At 55.8% G+C, this 19,928-nt stretch carries 17 protein-coding genes and 2 tRNA genes; 1 reads left to right on the top strand and 18 read right to left on the bottom strand.

The features are described from left to right. Positions 1 to 141: 141 nt before the first annotated feature. From rpsO to rlmE, 14 genes are all read right to left on the bottom strand, one after another. A complete protein-coding gene (gene rpsO / locus NTD86_RS04630; protein ID WP_262200997.1) occupies positions 142 to 411 on the bottom strand; it encodes a 30S ribosomal protein S15 in 270 nt (89 codons plus the stop codon). A gap of 162 nt (positions 412 to 573) precedes the next feature. Then, a complete protein-coding gene (gene truB, locus NTD86_RS04635; protein ID WP_262200998.1) occupies positions 574 to 1,491 on the bottom strand; it encodes a tRNA pseudouridine(55) synthase TruB in 918 nt (305 codons plus the stop codon). A gap of 3 nt (positions 1,492 to 1,494) precedes the next feature. Further along, positions 1,495 to 1,893, bottom strand: coding sequence for a 30S ribosome-binding factor RbfA (gene rbfA, locus NTD86_RS04640; RefSeq protein ID WP_262200999.1), 399 nt, complete (start codon positions 1,891 to 1,893; stop codon positions 1,495 to 1,497). Positions 1,894 to 2,051: 158 nt separating this feature from the next. After that, on the bottom strand, positions 2,052 to 4,577 hold the full coding sequence (gene infB, locus NTD86_RS04645) for a translation initiation factor IF-2 (protein ID WP_262201000.1): 2,526 nt from the start codon (positions 4,575 to 4,577) through the stop codon (positions 2,052 to 2,054). Positions 4,578 to 4,604: 27 nt separating this feature from the next. Beyond that, positions 4,605 to 6,086, bottom strand: a complete 1,482-nt coding sequence (gene nusA, locus NTD86_RS04650; protein ID WP_019410397.1) for a transcription termination factor NusA — start codon at positions 6,084 to 6,086, stop codon at positions 4,605 to 4,607. 47 nt (positions 6,087 to 6,133) lie between these two features. Further along, positions 6,134 to 6,592: a ribosome maturation factor RimP gene (gene rimP / locus NTD86_RS04655; protein WP_262201001.1), complete on the bottom strand. Its 459-nt coding sequence runs from the start codon at positions 6,590 to 6,592 to the stop codon at positions 6,134 to 6,136. 143 nt (positions 6,593 to 6,735) lie between these two features. After that, positions 6,736 to 6,812 (bottom strand) — tRNA-Met (locus NTD86_RS04660). Positions 6,813 to 6,909: 97 nt separating this feature from the next. After that, positions 6,910 to 6,995, bottom strand: a tRNA-Leu gene (locus tag NTD86_RS04665). Positions 6,996 to 7,024: 29 nt separating this feature from the next. Then, positions 7,025 to 7,408: a preprotein translocase subunit SecG gene (gene secG, locus NTD86_RS04670; RefSeq protein WP_048373267.1), complete on the bottom strand. Its 384-nt coding sequence runs from the start codon at positions 7,406 to 7,408 to the stop codon at positions 7,025 to 7,027. A 4-nt stretch (positions 7,409 to 7,412) separates the two neighbouring features. Further along, positions 7,413 to 8,168, bottom strand: a complete 756-nt coding sequence (tpiA, locus tag NTD86_RS04675) for a triose-phosphate isomerase (RefSeq protein WP_262201002.1) — start codon at positions 8,166 to 8,168, stop codon at positions 7,413 to 7,415. Between the two features lie 66 nt (positions 8,169 to 8,234). Further along, positions 8,235 to 9,572 (bottom strand): phosphoglucosamine mutase, encoded by a 1,338-nt coding sequence (glmM, locus tag NTD86_RS04680; protein ID WP_262201003.1) that lies wholly within the window; start codon positions 9,570 to 9,572, stop codon positions 8,235 to 8,237. A 16-nt stretch (positions 9,573 to 9,588) separates the two neighbouring features. Beyond that, positions 9,589 to 10,440 carry a dihydropteroate synthase gene (folP, locus tag NTD86_RS04685; protein ID WP_262201004.1) on the bottom strand — a complete coding sequence of 284 codons (852 nt, stop codon included), beginning with the start codon at positions 10,438 to 10,440 and terminating at the stop codon, positions 9,589 to 9,591. An 8-nt stretch (positions 10,441 to 10,448) separates the two neighbouring features. Continuing rightward, the gene (gene ftsH / locus NTD86_RS04690) at positions 10,449 to 12,362 is read right to left on the bottom strand and encodes an ATP-dependent zinc metalloprotease FtsH (RefSeq protein WP_262201005.1); all 1,914 of its coding nucleotides are present in this window, start codon (positions 12,360 to 12,362) and stop codon (positions 10,449 to 10,451) included. Positions 12,363 to 12,552: 190 nt separating this feature from the next. Then, on the bottom strand, positions 12,553 to 13,203 hold the full coding sequence (gene rlmE, locus NTD86_RS04695) for a 23S rRNA (uridine(2552)-2'-O)-methyltransferase RlmE (RefSeq protein ID WP_262201006.1): 651 nt from the start codon (positions 13,201 to 13,203) through the stop codon (positions 12,553 to 12,555). Positions 13,204 to 13,310: 107 nt separating this feature from the next. Here rlmE and yhbY point away from each other — a divergent pair, with 107 nt between their 5' ends. Further along, positions 13,311 to 13,619: a ribosome assembly RNA-binding protein YhbY gene (yhbY, locus tag NTD86_RS04700; protein ID WP_262201007.1), complete on the top strand. Its 309-nt coding sequence runs from the start codon at positions 13,311 to 13,313 to the stop codon at positions 13,617 to 13,619. 294 nt (positions 13,620 to 13,913) lie between these two features. On the opposite strand, the gene greA is transcribed toward yhbY, so the two are convergent. The 4 genes from greA to dapB all read right to left on the bottom strand — a co-directional run bounded on the left by greA (position 13,914) and on the right by dapB (position 19,926). After that, complete coding sequence (greA, locus tag NTD86_RS04705; protein ID WP_262201008.1) at positions 13,914 to 14,390, bottom strand: transcription elongation factor GreA; 477 nt, start codon at positions 14,388 to 14,390, stop codon at positions 13,914 to 13,916. Then, positions 14,387 to 17,608, bottom strand: a complete 3,222-nt coding sequence (carB, locus tag NTD86_RS04710; RefSeq protein WP_262201009.1) for a carbamoyl-phosphate synthase large subunit — start codon at positions 17,606 to 17,608, stop codon at positions 14,387 to 14,389. The genes greA and carB overlap by 4 nt, the downstream gene beginning before the upstream one ends. A gap of 114 nt (positions 17,609 to 17,722) precedes the next feature. Continuing rightward, entirely contained in the window at positions 17,723 to 18,859 is a 1,137-nt protein-coding gene (gene carA / locus NTD86_RS04715; RefSeq protein ID WP_048373250.1) for a glutamine-hydrolyzing carbamoyl-phosphate synthase small subunit, read from the bottom strand. A 260-nt stretch (positions 18,860 to 19,119) separates the two neighbouring features. Then, entirely contained in the window at positions 19,120 to 19,926 is an 807-nt protein-coding gene (dapB, locus tag NTD86_RS04720; RefSeq protein ID WP_262201010.1) for a 4-hydroxy-tetrahydrodipicolinate reductase, read from the bottom strand. Positions 19,927 to 19,928: the final 2 nt, after the last annotated feature.

The following is a 19,928-nucleotide window of genomic DNA, read 5'->3' on the forward strand; positions in this document are numbered from 1 at the left end:
ATGCTTACGAAAACAGCCTCGCGGGTGAGCTTTCGTAAGAATCCGTCTGGTCCAGATAAAACTTGAGGCTGGAAGCCTGCCGCACGCCTGCGGGAAACCCGCAGGTGCATGACAGACAACCAGCCTCTAGCAACATCGCTATTAGCGACGCAGACCCAGGCGAGCGATCAGCGCAGCGTAACGGCTGATGTCCTTGCCTTTCAGGTAGTCCAGCAGCTTACGACGCTGGTTTACCATGCGGATCAGACCACGACGGGAGTGGTGGTCTTTACCGTTGGCCTTGAAGTGACCTTGCAGCGTGTTGATGTTAAAGGTCAGCAGTGCAACTTGCACTTCTGGAGAACCTGTATCACCTGGAGCGCGTTGGAAGTCAGCTACGATTTGTGCTTTGTGTTCAACTGTCAATGCCATGTCGGCTTTCCTTTCATTAGGGGTCTGCTTGCAAGCAAGACAGATCCAATAGGCCGAGGACAAATCCTCGTATTTAAAAGTGAGATGTGACCGTGCCTAATAACAGCCACCCTCTTTCCAGTTCGGCCCGGGGCGGTTAAGCCCAGAACCGGCCTGCTCCGGTCATTCTGACCGAATCAGTCGACGCGGCGCGATGCGCCCGTCTTCGCTCACTTCACCGATACCGATAAAGCGACCGTTGTGATCTTGCACCCGCACCATACCGAACTTCGGTGCATCGGGAGCACGTACCGGCTGGCCATTGAGCCAATAGAACGCGCTGGCCTCCGAAAAGTGCAGCAATGGCCAGTCCAGCAACCCACTGTCCGATGGCATCAGGAAGCGATCTACAGCTTCGTTGCCACCTTCGGCGTGTACGGCTTCCAGCTCTTCCAGTGTCACGGTTTGTGCCAGGCTGAAAGGACCGGCGTGTGTGCGGCGCAGTTCTGCAACGTAGGCACCACACCCCAATTCTTCACCGATATCTTCCACCAGGGTACGGATATAGGTGCCTTTGGTGCAGCCTACGGACAAGCGCGCAGTACTACCTTCGCTGGCCAGTAATTCGAGGCGGGTAATAGTAACAGAACGCGGTTCACGCTCCACCACTTCGCCAGCACGTGCCAGCTTGTAAAGTGGCTGGCCATCGCGCTTGAGCGCCGAGTACATCGGCGGTATCTGACTGATTTGCCCACGAAATTTAGGCAAGACAGCTTCGATATCGGCGCGACCAACGGTCACTGGGCGCGTCTGTAAAACTTCACCTTCGGCATCCGCAGTACTGGTGGTCTTGCCCAATTGCATCAGGGTTTCATAGCCCTTGTCGGAATCGAGCAGGTATTGCGAAAACTTGGTGGCCTCGCCAAAGCACAGTGGCAATACACCGCTGGCCAATGGATCGAGACTGCCGGTGTGCCCTGCCTTCTCGGCATTGAGCAGCCAGCGAACTTTCTGCAGGGCCGCATTGGAGGTGAATCCAAGCGGCTTATCGAGCAGGATGATGCCGCTGACGTTACGACGGATACGCTTGACCTGAGCCACCGCTTACTCCTTGGTGTCTTCAGGAGCAGAGGCTTCGTGCTGGTTGTCCTCAGCCACTGCTCGCTCGATCAAAGCGGACAGGTGGGCACCACGTGCAACGCTTTCGTCGTAGTGGAAGTGCAATTGAGGAACGCTGCGCAGCTTCATTTCGCGTGCCAGTTGCATACGCAGGAAGCCCGCAGCGGCATTCAATACCTTGATGGTCTGAGCGATATCTTCTGCGTTGTCCTGGCCCATGACGGTGATAAAGATTTTGGCATGACCCACGTCACGACTCACTTCAACCGCTGTAATGGTGACCAGACCCACGCGCGGGTCTTTGACTTCGCGACGGATCAGTTGGGCCAGTTCGCGCTGCATCTGATCGCCGATACGTTGGGTACGGCTGTATTCTTTTGCCATGTCTTGTTACCTGTTACTCACCCATGGGAAACCCATGCGTTCTGAAAGCGGCAAACGCCCGGCCAGACAGAAGCCGGACCGGGCGTTGCGTTTAGAGTCCGGGGCGAACCCATTGCATGGTCATGCAACGGCTCGTCCTTGCTCTTGAGGCTCGCGAATTAGAGGCTGCGAGCAACCTGGACCTTCTCGAACACTTCGATCTTGTCACCGACTTTGACGTCATTGTAGCTCTTGACGCCGATACCGCATTCCATGCCGGCACGCACTTCCGACGCGTCATCCTTGAAGCGGCGCAGGGATTCCAGCTCGCCTTCGAAGATAACGATGTCGTCGCGCAGTACACGGATTGGACGGTTACGGTGAACAACACCTTCCACAACCATACACCCTGCGATTGCACCGAACTTAGGCGAACGGAACACGTCGCGGACTTCAGCAATACCCAGGATGTTCTCCCGAACGTCGCTGCCAAGCATGCCGGTAAGGGCTTTCTTGACGTCTTCGATGATGTCGTAGATGACGTTGTAGTAACGCATGTCCAGGCCTTCTTGCTCGACGATCTTGCGAGCGCCGGCATCGGCACGCACGTTGAAGCCGAACAATACAGCGTTGGAGGCCAGTGCCAGGTTAGCGTCGCTTTCGGTGATACCACCGACACCGCCGCCGACTACACGCACTTGCACTTCTTCGTTACCCAGGCCGCTCAGAGCACCCTGCAGCGCTTCCAAAGAACCACGAACGTCAGATTTGAGGACGATATTAAGCGTCTTCTTCTCTTCCTGACCCATGCTCTCGAAGATGTTTTCCAGCTTGCCTGCGTGAGCACGCGCCAGTTTCACTTCGCGGAACTTGCCTTGACGGAACAGGGCCACTTCACGTGCCTTCTTCTCGTCGGTCATTACGCTCATTTCGTCGCCAGCATCTGGCGTACCGTCCAGACCGAGGATCTCGACCGGGATCGATGGACCGGCTTCCTTGATGGCCTTGCCGTTCTCATCGAGCATGGCACGGATACGGCCGTAGTTGGAACCGACCAGAACCATGTCGCCTTGGCGCAGGGTACCGTCTTGAACCAGAACAGTCGCAACAGGACCACGGCCTTTGTCCAAACGGGACTCAACCACTACGCCACGGCCAGGAGCCGATGGGGTGGCCTTGAGTTCCAGGACTTCAGCTTGCAGCAATACGGCTTCGAGCAACTCGTCAACGCCGGTACCCATTTTCGCCGAGACCGGAACAAACGGAGTGTCACCACCCCACTCTTCCGAGGTCACGCCGTGAACGGACAGTTCGCTACGGATGCGATCGAGGTCAGAACCTGGCTTGTCGATTTTGTTCACTGCAACCACCAGCGGCACGCCAGCTGCTTGCGCATGCTGAACAGCTTCGATGGTTTGCGGCATCACGCCGTCGTCTGCAGCCACAACCAGAATCACGATGTCAGTCGCCTTGGCACCACGTGCACGCATTGCGGTAAACGCGGCGTGACCCGGGGTGTCGAGGAAAGTGACCATGCCGCGTTCGGTTTCAACGTGGTATGCACCGATGTGCTGAGTAATACCACCCGCTTCGCCAGCGGCTACCTTGGCACGACGGATGTAGTCGAGCAGGGACGTTTTACCGTGGTCAACGTGACCCATTACGGTCACAACCGGTGCACGGGAGAACGACTCTCCTTCAAACTTCAGGGACTCAGCCAGGGAATCTTCCAGGGCGTTGTCGCTGACCAGCGTTACCTTGTGGCCCAGTTCTTCAGCAACCAGTTGGGCAGTTTCCTGATCCAGTACCTGGTTGATAGTGGCTGGAGTACCCAGCTTGAACATGAACTTGATGACTTCAGCGGCCTTGACCGACATCTGTGCAGCCAGATCGCCGACAGTGATGGTCTCGCCAATTTGTACGTCACGCACCACAGGACCGGTTGGGCTCTGGAAACCGTGAGCGTTACGCTTCTTCAGCTTGCTCTTGCCACGGCCACCGCGACGGAAGCTGTCGCTTTCTTCGTCGGAAGTGCGTGGAGCAACACGTGGAGCCGGCGCTTTCTCTTTAACAGAAGCACGGTGCGGCGCGTTTTTACGCTCGCCATCACCACCACCACGACGATTGTTATCGTCAGCTCGTGGTTTATCAGGGCGGCGCTGTTCGTCACGCTTGCGGGTATCTGCTGCAGGCGCCGGAGCCGGGGCGGCCTGCGCAGGCGCGGCTACTGGAGCTGCTTGCACAGGTGCAGGGGCGGCGGCAGGAGCAGGAGCCGGGGCAGGAGCAGCGGCAGGCTGGCGGCGCGCTTCTTCTTCGGCGCGACGCTTGGACTCTTCTTCAGCCTTTTGACGTGCAGCATTTTCAGCTGCACGGCGCTCATCAAGCTCACGCTTGCGCTCGGCTTCGATTTCTTCCGGGCTGCGCTGTACGAAGACTTTCTTCTTGCGTACTTCTACGCTGATGCTTTTGCTACCAGCAACACGCAGGGTACTGGTGGTTTTGCGCTGCAAAGTGATCTTGCGCGGTTCTTCCACTTTCGCCTTGTGGCTGCTTTTCAGGTGAGTCAGCAGAGCCTGCTTCTCACTGTCGGTCACATTCTGCTCGGCGGCGGTGTGCGGCAGACCTGCCTCACGCATCTGCTGCAACAGGCGCTCAACCGGTGTTTTGACCTCATCGGCCAGTTGTTTCACCGTGACTTGCGTCATGCATTTCTCTCCTCAGGCCGCGCCTAATTACTCGAACCAATGGGCTCGGGCGGCCATGATCAACTTGCCGGCACGATCATCGTCAATGCCGTCGATGTCGAGCAGGTCGTCAATAGACTGCTCGGCCAGGTCTTCGCGGGTAATTACGCCGCGCACCGCCAGTTCCATCGCCAAATCCTTGTCCATACCCTCAAGCGAGAGCAGGTCTTCGGCCGGATGGGCGTCTGCCAGCTTTTCCTCAGTAGCGATGGCTTTAGTCAACAAGCGATCCTTGGCCCGAGCGCGAAGCTCGTTGACGATATCCTCGTCAAAGCCGTCGATGTTGAGCATTTCTTCCACCGGTACGTAGGCAATCTCTTCCAGGCTAGTGAAACCTTCATCAACCAGCACCTGCGCCAACTCTTCATCAACTTCGAGCTCTTCGATGAAGTTGCGCAGGATGTCACCGGTTTCTGCTTGCTGCTTAGCCTGGATGTCCGATTCGGTCATCACGTTCAAAGTCCAGCCAGTCAACTGGCTAGCCAAACGTACGTTCTGACCGCCGCGACCAATCGCCTGGGCCAGATTGTCTGCGCCAACGGCGATGTCCATGGCATGGGCATCTTCGTCGACAATAATTGCGGCTACTTCTGCGGGCGACATTGCGTTGATCACGAACTGCGCCGGGTTGTCATCCCAAAGGACGATATCCACTCGCTCCCCGCCCAATTCGCCGGACACTGCCTGGACGCGTGAACCACGCATACCAATGCAGGCACCTTGCGGATCGATGCGCTTGTCTTTGGAGCGAACGGCTATTTTAGCGCGTGATCCTGGATCGCGGGAGGCCGCCATCACTTCGATCAGGCCCTCGGAGATCTCTGGAACTTCGATACGGAACAGCTCGATCAACATCTCTGGCGCTGTACGCGACAGGATCAGTTGAGGACCGCGGTTCTCGGTACGAATTTCTTTGAGCAGCGCGCGAAGGCGTACGCCGACACGGAAAGTCTCGCGCGAAATGATGTCTTCACGGGCCAGCAACGCCTCAGCGTTGTTACCCAGATCGACGATCACGTTGTCACGCGTCACTTTCTTAACGGTGCCAGAAATGATTTCGCCCAAACGCTCACGATAAGCATCGACTACTTGAGCACGCTCAGCTTCGCGGACTTTTTGCACAATGACCTGCTTGGCCGTTTGTGCAGCAATCCGACCGAACTCGATAGAATCGATTTTCTCTTCGATAATATCGCCAGCTACCGCGCCTGGCTGTTTCGCCTGTGCCTGGTCTACGGCCAACTCGATTGCTGGATCATCCAGATCTTCGTCTTCGACCACAGTCCAGCGACGGAAAGTCTCATAGTTACCGGTGTGGCGGTTGATTTCCACACGCAGATCGACTTCGTCCTCAAAACGCTTTTTGGTAGCGGTGGCCAGAGCCAGCTCCAGCGCTTCAAAAATTACGTTTGCCGGTACGCCCTTTTCATTGGACACCGACTCAACAACCAGCAGTACTTCTTTGCTCATCGTACGCCTCGCCTTTCGCAAGCCATTGGATCCGCGGGATCCGCGTCTCAGTCAAAACTGGGAATAATGTTGGCCTTGTCGATCATATCGATCGGCAACAAGAACTCGTGGTCATCTACTTGCACCACAACGTCCTGTTCCTCTACGCCGCGTAGAAGGCCCTGAAAGTTGCGCCGTCCTTCAAAAGGAGAACGCAGCTTGATCTTTACTTGCTCACCGACAAATTGGGCAAACTGCTCGAGAGTGAACAGTGGGCGTTCCATGCCAGGAGAGGAAACTTCAAGGGTGTATTCAACAGCGATAGGATCTTCGACATCCAGAACGCCGCTGATTTGACGACTGACAATTGCGCAGTCATCCACCAGTACGCCGCCTTCTTTGTCGATATACACACGCAACATTGAATGGCGGCCCTGAGCCGTAAATTCAATACCCCAGCATTCATAGCCAAGGGCCACGACCACCGGGGCCAACAAGGCCTGCAACTCTTCTAGCTTGCTCGACACCTGAACCCCCTAGTGCATGTTTGTGCATGCTGTGCAAAATAAAAAAAATGGGCGAATCGCCCATCTCTGAAACGTCGCTGAATATCGACGCTATAAAGTGTCCAGTTAACAAAAAGCCCCTGAAAAAGGGGCTCCGCTAAAACTGGTTGCGGGAGCCGGATTTGAACCGACGACCTTCGGGTTATGAGCCCGACGAGCTACCAGACTGCTCCATCCCGCGACAAAGCTGGAGCGGAAGTATACGGTTGATCCTTGGCAGGGTCAAATCCAGCCTTCCACATACAAGAAAGCCCGCAACTGCGGGCATTCTTGATAATTGGTACCGAGAAGGGGACTCGAACCCCTACACCCTATGGGCACAACCACCTCAAGGTTGCGTGTCTACCAATTCCACCACCTCGGCAATACAACAGTTACATCATGAAACCCGTTTTACTTCTGCTCTTGAGCCGGAGGTACGTCAGTCGCTGGAGTAGCCGACTTTTGCTCATTAAGCACCGGCACATCATCTGAAGCCGGTTTTTGCTTTGGTGCTTCCAACACTGCTGGATCTGGCAAACCTACTTGAGTCAGCTCATGAGCTTTCTCTTTAGCAAAGTAACCTAACCCTAAGCTGGTTATGAAAAAACCTGCGGCAAGTATAGCAGTAAACTTACTAAGAAAGGTAGAGGAACCTTGGCTTCCGAACACAGTATTTGATGCACCTGCTCCGAAAGATGCTCCAGCATCCGCACCTTTACCCTGTTGCAGCAATACCAGGGTAATTACACCCAATGCAGCCAACAGATGAAAAACCACTACGACTGTTTCCAGCATTTTCTCAGTTTCCCGCGGCGCGACAAATCGCACCGAACTCATCTGCATTCAGGGAAGCCCCACCAATGAGCCCCCCATCGATATCCGGCATGCTGAACAGTTCGACCGCATTGGCCGCCTTCACGCTGCCGCCGTATAGAAGCCGCACATGTTGTGCCACTTCAGGATTCTTCTGCGCCAGCTGTGCGCGAATGGCCGCATGCACATCTTGCGCTTGCTGCGGTGTTGCAGTCAGCCCGGTACCAATGGCCCAGACCGGCTCATATGCAATCACTGCGCTTGCAAAGACATCAATACCGAACTCATCAATCACTGCGCTCAGTTGATGCTCTACAACCTCAAGCGTTCGCCCCGCTTCACGCTGTTCCAAGGTTTCCCCTATGCACAGCACCGGCGTTAAGCCAGAAGCTTGAGCAGCTGCAAACTTGCGATTCAGCGTCTCGTTCGACTCACCCAGAATCAGGCGTCGCTCAGAGTGACCTACCAACACCAGCTTGCAACCCGCATCTACCAACTGGCTGGGTGAAATCTCCCCAGTCAGCGCACCCTGCTTAGCGTCTATCGCAGCATCCTGAGCACCAACCGAAATTGGCGCATCTTTCAAGCCATTGATTACACGATCAATAAACAAGTCAGATGGGAATACCGCGACATCAACACCGCTCGGCAAGTCCAGATTACGCAGACCATCGATCAGCTCAGCGACGCTAGCGCGGGTACCGTGCATCTTCCAGTTACCAGCTACCATAGTGCGACGCATGCTTTACCTCGTCGGTCAAAGTGGGCGCAGATGTTACCCAACCCGTTCATCGCTTGCAAGCCGAAATCAGGCACAAACTTCACTTACCAGTTTTGTCAGCTCTTCTGCGTAGCCACGAACCATCTTTTCGTCGTCACCTTCGACCATGACGCGCACCAAAGGCTCAGTGCCGGACTTGCGCAGCAACACACGACCACGGCCGTTCATTTCGCCGGTTACCCGTGCACAGGCTTCCTTGACAGCCGGATGTTCGACAGGATCAACCCCCCCACCAAAACGCACGTTCAACAGTACTTGCGGGCACTTGCGCAGCGCCTGACGCGCTTGAGCCAGGCTTTCACCACGGCGACGCAATGCCAGCAACACTTGCAGCGCCGCAATAATCGCATCGCCCGTTGTCGTGTGCTGGAAGCAGACAATGTGTCCGGAGTTTTCACCGCCGACCTGCCAGTCGCGCTCTTGAAGCGCTGCAATCACATAACGGTCGCCGACACCAGCACGCACAAATGGAATACCCAGGTCAGCCAGCGCCAACTCAAGCCCCAGGTTGCTCATGAGCGTGCCAACCACACCCCCCTGCAACTTGCCGCGCTCATGCAGGTCACGAGCGATGATAAACAGCAACTCATCACCATCAACTACAGCGCCAGTGTGATCCACCATCAGGACGCGGTCGCCGTCGCCATCGAAAGCGATACCCAGATCAGCCTTCTCGGAAAGAACGGCCGCCTGCAAGGACTCCATGTGTGTCGAGCCACAGTTATCATTGATGTTCAAGCCATTGGGCTGGGCCGACAACACCGTGACGTTTGCACCCAACTCCTTGAATACACTTGGAGCAACCTTGTAGGTAGCACCATGGGCGCAATCGAGGACAACTTTCAAGCCACTGAAGTTGGTGCTGGTCGGTACACTGCTTTTGCAAAACTCGATATAACGACCCGAGGCGTCATTGATACGCGACACTTTGCCGAGCTTGTCTGAGTCCACAACGGTCATCTGAGCATCCAGCAGCTCTTCGATCATCAGCTCAACCTCGTCAGGGAGCTTGGTACCCTCCCCCGAGAAGAACTTGATGCCGTTATCGTCATGAGGGTTGTGTGAAGCACTGATCACAATGCCCGCTTCTGCGTGGAAGGTGCGGGTGAGATAAGCAATGGCCGGCGTCGGCATCGGCCCCAGCAGCATGACATCTGCACCGGCGGCCGACAGGCCCGCTTCCAGCGCCGACTCAAACATGTAACCGGAAATACGCGTGTCCTTGCCCACCAGGATCCGACAGGCCCCCATGCTACGAAACGCCATGCCCGCCGCCCAACCCAACTTGAGCATGAAATCCGGGGTAATCGGATAAACGCCGACCCGACCACGAATACCGTCGGTGCCAAAATACTTCTTCGTCATAAGTGCTCCATCATTCTTAGTCGGCGGACTCTACCGCTGCGATCATCCGTACCACATCAACCGTTTCGGCCACATCATGGACACGCAAAATGCGCGCCCCCTTGGTCATGGCAAGTGCTGCCAGCGCTAGGCCGCCAGACAAACGCTCAGTGACAGGCCGATTCAACGTCTGACCAATCATACTTTTACGTGACACACCCACCAGCAAAGGGTGCCCCAGCGCATGCAGGGCCTCCATATGCTTGAACAAGCTCAAATTGTGCTGCAGTGTTTTGGCGAAGCCAAATCCCGGGTCCAGGACAATGCGCTCCGCGGGGATGCCAACAGCCACGCATTGTCGTGTGCGCTCAACCAGAAACGCCGAGACCTCACCCACCAGATCGACGTACTGCGGATTATCCTGCATATCGCCAGGCTCGCCCAACATATGCATCAAACACACAGGCAACCCGGTAGCCGCCGCCGCCTGCAAGGCACCTTCACGGCGCAAAGAGCGAACGTCGTTGATCAACCCCGCGCCCAGGCGCGCAACCTCAGTCATTACGATTGGCGCGGAGGTATCGACCGAGATAATCACATCTAGTTCACGACTGATGCGCTCAACCACCGGAGCAACCCGATCAAGCTCTTCCTGGGGCAGTACCACGCGCGCGCCTGGGCGGGTCGATTCCCCCCCAACGTCAATCAGGGTTGCGCCTGCTAGCGCCATCGATTCCGCATGGCGCAAAGCTGCATCTGCCGGAGCAAAGCGCCCGCCATCGGAAAAGGAATCAGGGGTTACGTTGAGAATACCCATAACATGCGTACGGGTTAAATCAAGAACCCGGTTGCCGCAAGGCAACCGGGTCAGGGACTGAACAGAAGTCATTTCAAGCCTTAGTGATCAGCTGCAGGACCGCCGATAGGGGCTTCCGGACGATCGGTCTTGTCGAGCGTCGGTGGCGGAGTTGGCGTGCCCTTGCCGCTATCATCCCAATCACGCGGCTCGCGTGGCGGGCGACCTGCCATGATGTCGTCAATCTGTTCAACATCAATCGTTTCGTACTTCATCAATGCATCAGCCATTGCTTCAAGCTTGTCACGGTTGTCAGTCAGGATCTGCTTGGCCGTGGTGTAGCACTCATCAATGATGCTGCGCACTTCAAGGTCAATCATCTTGGCCGTCTCGCCCGAAATGTTGGCACCTTGACCGCCACCGCCACGCCCCAGATAAGACTCGTCATCCTCGGCATACATCAACGGTCCTAGCTTCTCGGAGAGGCCCCACTTGGTCACCATGTTCCGAGCAATCTGGCTCGCACGCATGATGTCGTTGGAGGCACCGGTGGTCACACCGTCAAAGCCCAAGGTCATTTCTTCCGCGATGCGACCACCGTACAGCGAGCAGATCTGACTGATCAGAGCGCGCTTTGACAAGCTATAGCGGTCTTCTTCCGGCAGGAACATCGTCACACCCAACGCACGACCACGCGGAATGATGGACACCTTGTAAACCGGGTCATGCTCTGGCACCACGCGCCCCACGATGGCGTGACCCGCCTCGTGATAAGCCGTGTTGCGCTTTTCCTTGTCCGACATAACCATCGATTTGCGCTCGGCGCCCATCATGATCTTGTCTTTGGCCAGCTCAAACTCTTTCATTTCGACAATGCGTTTGCCCGTTCGCGCAGCAAACAGGGAGGCCTCGTTCACCAGGTTCGCAAGGTCGGCACCCGAGAAGCCCGGAGTACCCCGCGCAATTACGCCAGCCTGAACATCGTCACCCACCGGCACTTTGCGCATGTGGACTTTGAGGATCTGCTCACGACCACGGATGTCTGGCAAGCCCACGACAACCTGACGGTCAAAACGACCTGGACGCAGCAGCGCAGGGTCGAGTACATCAGGACGGTTGGTGGCGGCAATCACAATGATGCCGTCATTCATTTCAAAACCGTCCATCTCAACCAGCAACTGGTTGAGGGTCTGCTCACGCTCATCATGACCGCCGCCCATACCGGCGCCACGGTGACGACCGACAGCGTCGATTTCATCAATGAAGATAATGCAGGGTGCGTGCTTTTTCGCTTGTTCAAACATGTCGCGAACGCGGCTTGCACCAACACCCACGAACATTTCTACGAAATCAGAACCCGAAATCGTGAAGAACGGCACTTTTGCTTCGCCGGCAATGGCCTTGGCAAGCAGGGTTTTACCAGTACCGGGCGGGCCAACCATCAGCACACCACGAGGAATCTTGCCGCCCAGGCGCTGGAACTTGCCCGGATCACGGAGAAACTCAACCAACTCGCCCACTTCTTCTTTAGCTTCATCACAACCCGCCACATCAGCCAGGGTCGTTTTGACCTGATCTTCGGACAGCAGGCGCGCCTTGCTCTTGCCAAAGCTCATTGGGCCGCCTTTACCGCCGGCACCGCCTTGCATTTGACGCATGAAAAACATGAAGACAGCGATGATCACCAGAATCGGGAAGCTCGCTACCAGCAGTTGAGTCCAGATGCTTTGCTGCTCAGGCAATTTACCTTCAACGGTTACGTGGTTATCAACCAGATCGCCGATCAAACCGTTGTCCTGAATGGCAGGACGAATGGTCTTGAAGGTGTCGCCATCACTGCGTTTGCCGGTGATCACGTAGCCATCCACGGCAACGCGCTCGACTTTGCCATCCTTAACTTGCTGGATGAAGTCGGAATAGTTGAGGGTTTGTGGCTCGTTTGGACTGGAGAAGTTGTTCATCACCGTCACTAGGACAGCCGCGATGATCAACCACAGGATCAGATTCTTTGCCATATCGTTCAATTAGCTACCCTCTGAAGCAAGCCCCGCTACTGAAGCGTGCTTCGCATGATATTCACCGGCATAACTTACTACATTGCCTACAACCCTTGCAGGCTCCGTCTGTAACCCTTTGTGAAACTTGACTACACAATATTCGTTATGTCAGTTCTGTAAAGCGATACAAAAAAAACTATCGCTTTGGTTAGAGGCGCTCATCGCTGGCCGAACCTTCGATGCCACGGAAGCCACGCCCCAATAAATACTGCTCGCGAGACCGATCTCGTGACGACGACGGCTTGCGCATCTGCACTTTATCAAAAAGTTTGCGGATGTCTTTGTGGTATTGGTCGAAGCCTTCGCCTTGGAAAACCTTGATCAGGAAATCACCACCTGGACGCAGTACACGCCCGGCAAGATCCAGCGCCAATTCGCACAGGAACATTGCACGCGGCATATCGACAGCGGCCAATCCACTCATATTGGGGGCCATATCTGAAATCACAAGGTCTACTTGTGTATTTCCGACGGCCTCAAGAATTTGCTCCAGCACAGCGTCTTCCGTGAAGTCACCCTTGATGAAGGTCACATCCGGGATGCTGTCCATGTCCAGAATGTCGGAAGCGATCAAACGACCCTGACCACCAATCAGACGGCTGGTCACCTGTGACCAGCCACCCGGGGCCGCCCCCAGGTCAATTACGGTCATGCCCGGACGGATCAAACGATCACGCTCCTGGATCTCCAGAAGCTTGTAACTTGCACGTGAGCGGTACCCATCCTTTTGCGCCATTTTGACGTATGGGTCGTTGAAATGCTCTTTAAGCCAGTTAAGGCTAGTCTTGGAACGGGCCACGGGCCACCTCAAAAAATATAAACGGGTCGTGATTAACTGGGCGGTCCCGGACTCGCTCGGGTAAACTGGCCGCCGCTTTTTACAAGATCAGACACAGGGGTCAGATTATGCCGCTCACTCAAGAGCAGAAGAAACAGTACAAATCCATTGGCCACCATCTGAAACCAGTATTGACTGTGGCTGATAATGGTTTGACTGAAGGTGTTTTAGCCGAGCTTGAACGCGCACTGAGCGATCACGAGCTGATTAAAATCAAAGTCAACATCCTGGACCGCGAATCTCGCCTGGAAGCCATTGCAGAACTCTGCAAGGCCGGCAAAGCGGAACTGGTACAGGTTATCGGCAAAATGGCGCTTCTGTACCGCAAGAACGTCAATGTTAACAAGAACCTGTCGAACATCCATCGCTTCAAGTGATGTCGACAAGAGTCAAGGGTGCGTCCGACGCGCCCTGACACTCTTGCTGAGCAATAGCAAAACTGCCCGCGCAACGCATCAGGCAATACGATACGCCCACCGCAAGACTTCCCACCTAACGCCAATATCGCACCGCTCTTGAGGCGCGTGTACTGATGCCTTGCTCAAAACCGATGCCAGCCTATTTTGACCAGCATCGCCGAAATTCTGCGCGCTAACAGCGCTGACCGCCAGGCCCGCAACATCCGGGCCGACCGCCAAAGCAGAACGCCCGCACGAAGCGGGCGCTCTTACTTAGATGTGACGCACCTCAATAATCTCGTACTCAATGACGCCACTCGGTGTTTTCACCGCCACCACGTCACCCTCTTCCTTGGCAATCAAGGCGCGAGCAATAGGTGAACCTACCGAGATTTTTCCGAGCTTAATATCAGCCTCATCCTCACCCACGATCTGATAAGTCACAGACTCGTCAGTTTCAACGTTCGCGATTTCAACCGTGGTACCGAAAATCACCTTGCCGGTATGAGGGATAGTCGTGACATCAATGATGACCGCATTCTGCATGCGGCCTTCGATGTCGCGAATACGTGCCTCAACCATACCTTGCTGCTCGCGGGCAGCATGGTATTCAGCGTTTTCTTTCAGGTCGCCCAGCTCACGTGCCGTGCCGATATCCTGGCTCAGCTTGGGCCGAACAACCTTGGTCAGGTGTGCGTGCTCTTCTTCCAGGGCTTTCGCACCCTGGACCGTCATTGGGTATTTGATCATGCCTTCAATCCTGCGTGTAAATCCTGCAAGCGACGTACGGTTTTTTCAGGACCGAATTTAAGCGCCTCACAGATCGCCGCGCCAGCAGCAATGGTCGTCGTGCAGTAAATCTTGTGCTGCAGAGCGTTGCGGCGGATGGAGTAAGAGTCAGCAATCGACTGACGACCTTCGGTGGTGTTGATGATCAACGTCACTTCGTCGTTTTTGATCATGTCGACAACATGCGGGCGACCTTCAGTCACCTTGTTCACGCGACGCACTTTGAGACCGGCGGCTTCGATGAACTTAGCCGTGCCAGCAGTCGACACGATTTCAAAACCGAGGTCGATCAGGTCACGTGCTACAGCAGCGACCAACGGCTTGTCGTCGTCACGCACACTGATAAATGCAGTACCGCCAGTTGGCAGCACTTCGCTGGCACCCATTTGCGCCTTGGCGAATGCTTCACCGAAAGTATCGCCCACACCCATCACTTCACCGGTGGACTTCATCTCTGGGCCGAGGATCGGGTCAACACCCGGGAATTTGGCGAACGGGAAGACCGCCTCTTTCACGCTGTAGAAGTCAGGAATGATTTCTTGCGTGAAGCCCACTTCCTTCAGGGTCTTACCAGCCATCACGCGAGCAGCGATCATTGCCAGGGAAACACCGATGCACTTGGACACAAAAGGAACAGTACGCGAAGCACGCGGGTTCACTTCGATCACGTAGATGTCTTCGCCTTGCAGCGCCAACTGCACGTTCATCAGGCCTACAACGCCCAACTCCAATGCCATTTTCTTGACCTGCTCGCGCATCTCGTTCTGGATGTGCAGCGGCAACGAATAAGGTGGCAGCGAGCATGCAGAGTCACCAGAGTGAACACCCGCCTGCTCGATATGCTGCATGATTGCGCCGATCACAACGTCAGTACCGTCACAGACAGCATCAACGTCCATCTCGATTGCGCAGTTCAGGAAGTGATCCAGCAGCACCGGGCTGTCGTTGGACACTTTCACTGCATCACGCAGGTAGCGTTTGAGTTCTTCTTCTTCGTACACGATTTCCATCGCGCGGCCGCCCAATACGTAGGACGGACGAACAACCAGCGGGTAACCAATCTTACCGGCAGCACGAATCGCTTCGTCTTCACTGCGCACGGTAGCGTTAGGCGGCTGACGCAGGTTCAGGCGCTCAACCATTTGCTGGAAGCGTTCACGGTCTTCTGCACGGTCGATGGCATCAGGGCTGGTACCGATGATCGGCACGCCGGCTTCTTCCAACGCACGGGCCAGTTTCAGCGGAGTCTGGCCGCCGTAATGAACGATCACGCCTTTCGGCTTCTCGACACGGACGATTTCCAGCACGTCTTCCAGTGTCACGGACTCGAAGTACAGACGATCCGAGGTGTCGTAGTCGGTGGACACTGTTTCCGGGTTGCAGTTGACCATGATGGTTTCGTAACCATCGGCGCGCAACGCCAGCGCCGCATGAACGCAGCAGTAGTCGAACTCGATGCCCTGACCAATACGGTTAGGACCACCCCCCAGAATGATGATCTTGTCACGATCCGACGGATTGGCCTCGCACTCTTCCTCATAGGTCGAGTACATGTAGGCAGTGTCAGTCGCGAACTCGGCCGCGCAGGTGTCAACGCGCTTGTATACCGGGAACACTTCAAGCTTGTGACGATGACGACGCAGGTTCTTCTCGGTCACACCCAGCAATACAGCCAGACGCGCATCAGAGAAGCCTTTGCGCTTGAGGCGGTACATGGTGTCGCGATCGATCGCAGACAGACCCATGGTCTTGATCTTCTCTTCATCCTTGATCAGATCTTCGATCTGTACCAGGAACCAAGGATCGATCATGTTCATGCCGAAGATGTCTTCAACCGTCATGCCTGCACGGAACGCATCAGCCACGTACCAGATACGCTCGGCGCCCGGCACAGTCAGCTCGCGCTTGAGAACGGCCATGCTTTCTGGGTTGCTCAAGTCCAGCTTTGGATCAAGACCGCTAACACCTACTTCCAGACCGCGAAGAGCTTTTTGCAAGGATTCCTGGAAGGTCCGGCCAATGGCCATTACTTCACCCACGGACTTCATTTGCGTGGTCAGGCGCGCATCGGCTTTAGCAAACTTCTCGAAAGCGAAGCGTGGCAGCTTGGTCACAACATAGTCGATGGACGGCTCGAAGGACGCCGGGGTCGCGCCGCCGGTGATTTCGTTTTGCAGTTCGTCCAGGGTGTAACCGATCGCCAGCTTGGCAGCGATGCGCGCAATCGGGAAACCAGTGGCTTTGGAAGCCAGCGCCGACGAGCGGGATACACGCGGGTTCATCTCGATCACGACCATACGGCCAGTGTTCGGGCAGATACCGAACTGAACGTTGGAACCACCGGTTTCAACGCCGATTTCACGCAGTACCGCCAACGAGGCGTTACGCATGATTTGGTATTCTTTGTCGGTCAGGGTTTGTGCTGGAGCCACGGTGATCGAGTCACCGGTGTGCACGCCCATCGGGTCAAAGTTTTCGATCGAGCAGACGATGATGCAGTTGTCCTTCTTATCGCGGACAACCTCCATTTCGTACTCTTTCCAGCCGATCAGCGATTCGTCGATCAGCAGCTCTTTGGTTGGCGACAGGTCCAGACCGCGGGAGCAGATTTCTTCAAACTCTTCACGGTTGTAAGCAATACCGCCACCGGTGCCGCCCATGGTGAAAGAAGGACGAATGATGCACGGGAAGCCCAGCTTTTCGAGAACCGCGTTGGCCTCTTCCATGCTGTGAGCGATACCCGAACGCGGGCAATCCAGACCGATAGACTTCATGGCCTTGTCGAAACGCGAACGGTCTTCAGCCTTGTCGATGGTGTCAGCGTTGGCGCCGATCATTTCTACGCCGAACTTCTCCAGAACGCCTTCGCGCTCCAGGTCCAGTGCGCAGTTCAGGGCAGTTTGGCCGCCCATGGTTGGCAGCAGAGCGTCTGGACGCTCTTTTTCGATGATCTTGGCAACCGTTTGCCACTTGATCGGCTCGATGTAGGTCGCATCAGCCATGTCCGGGTCGGTCATGATGGTGGCTGGGTTAGAGTTCACCAGGATGACGCGGTAGCCCTCCTCACGCAGAGCCTTACAGGCTTGGGCGCCGGAGTAGTCGAATTCGCACGCCTGGCCGATCACAATCGGGCCAGCGCCGAGAATCAGGATGCTTTTAATGTCTGTACGTTTTGGCATGGGTTTGTCACTCAAATCCGCAGGTCAGTCGGCAAGCCGTCGATCAGGTTGCTGAGCCGCCCGAGGGGCCGCCGATATCGGGGCCGCCTTGGGCTACTCATTACAAAAGGCTGATCAGCGGCGCTTGGCCATCTCATTGATGAAGCGATCGAACAGCGGCGCAACGTCGTTCGGGCCAGGGCTTGCTTCAGGGTGGCCCTGGAAGCTGAAAGCGCTCTTGTCTGTGCGCTCGATACCTTGCAGCGTACCGTCGAACAGCGACTTGTGGATGGCACGCACGTTGGCTGGCAGGGTCGCCTCATCAACCGCAAAACCGTGGTTTTGGCTGGTGATCATCACAACACCGGTGTCCAGGTCTTGAACCGGGTGGTTCGCCCCGTGGTGGCCATGACCCATTTTCACGGTCTTGGCACCGGAGGCCAGTGCCAGCAGTTGGTGACCCAGGCAGATACCGAATACCGGAATCTCTGTTTTCAGCACTTCCTGGATAGCGGTGATTGCGTAGTCGCAAGGCTCAGGGTCACCTGGGCCGTTAGACAGGAACACGCCATCCGGGTTGAGCGCCAATACATCGCTGGCAGGGGTTTGCGCCGGTACAACAGTGACGCGGCAACCACGCTCAACCAACATGCGCAGGATGTTCCACTTCACGCCGTAGTCATAAGCCACTACATGGTAAGGCAGATCGCTGGCTTCGATAGTCGGGTGACTGTCGGTTGCCAGGTTCCAGACGCTCGAACGCCATTCATAGGTTTTGTCGGTGCTGACAACTTTCGCCAGATCCATCCCTTTCAGGCCAGGGAAGCCGCGAGCCGCTGCAATGGCAGCTTCGTCAGAAATGTTGTCACCGGCCATGATGCAGCCGTTTTGCGCGCCTTTCTCACGCAAGATGCGTGTCAGGCGGCGTGTGTCGATACCGGCGATTGCCACAACATTGTTGGCTTTGAGGTAGTCAGACAGCGACATCGTGTTACGCCAGTTGCTGGCAACCAGCGGCAGATCACGGATTACCAAACCTGCGGACCAAACACGATCAGACTCGGCATCTTCCGGTGTAGTGCCGGTATTGCCAACATGCGGGTAAGTCAGGGTCACGATTTGCTGAGCATAGGAAGGATCCGTCAGGATCTCCTGGTAGCCAGTCATTGCGGTGTTAAACACCACCTCACCAACGGTCTGACCGTCGGCCCCAATGGCTTCGCCGCGAAAAATGCTGCCATCAGCGAGGGCGAGTATGGCTTGCTTAGTCAAGAAGACCTCCCGTAAATAAAGCCTGAAAGGGCGATCGCAGGTTGTAAAAAAGCGGAGTGACGTATGGACACGTCACTCCGCTTCTTCATCGAATTATCTGCGCGCTTTTAGTGGACACACTAAAGCTGTAGCTTACAGAAAAAGGCTTTTTGGGTCTACCGCTAAAGAGCCGAAAAGGCAGAGGAATGCGACAGGTCATCGCTTAGCGGTTGAAAATTGGACTGTTGCAGACTCAACAGTCCAATTTTACTGAAGAAGGCTCAACGCAGATCGAGCACATCCTGCATGTCATACAGACCAGGCTCACGCCCGTCGAGCCACTGGGCTGCGCGAACAGCGCCCTTGGCAAAGGTCATTCGGCTGGAAGCCTTGTGGGTAATTTCCAGACGCTCACCCTCCGTTGCAAACAGCACCGTATGATCACCGACCACATCACCGCCACGAACGGTCGCAAAACCAATCGTCTCGTGCTCACGTGCGCCGGTATGACCTTCACGGCCATACACCGCGACCTTTTGAAGATCTCGGCCTAGCGCATCGGCAATCACTTCACCCATGCGCATGGCCGTGCCCGACGGCGCATCAACCTTGTGGCGATGATGCGCTTCGATGATTTCAATATCCGCATCATCACCCATCACTCTCGCCGCCATGTCCAGCAGCTTGAACGACAGGTTGACCCCGACACTGAAATTCGCGGCAAATACAATCGGTATGTCTTTAGCCGCCTCAACCAGTAACTGCTTTTGTGCAGCATTCAAACCCGTGGTGCCGATCACCATGGCCTTGCCTGCCTTACGGCAAACAGCCAGGTTGGCGAGCATGACCTCAGGCAGCGTGAAGTCGATCAACACATCGAATTCATCCGCCACGTTTTCGAGGCTAGCAGACAGCGGAACACCAATACGCCCAAGCGACACCAGCTCACCCGCATCAGCTCCCACCAGCGAACTGCCCGGACGAACAATCGCCGCTGTCAGCCCACACACCGGCGAACGCTGCTGAACCGCAGTAATCAGCGTTTTGCCCATGCGCCCGGCAGCACCCATCACAGCTATACGCCGCATGC

It is taken from the genome of Pseudomonas sp. 7P_10.2_Bac1 (assembly GCF_025465935.1).
Taxonomy (GTDB): Bacteria; Pseudomonadota; Gammaproteobacteria; order Pseudomonadales; family Pseudomonadaceae; genus Aquipseudomonas.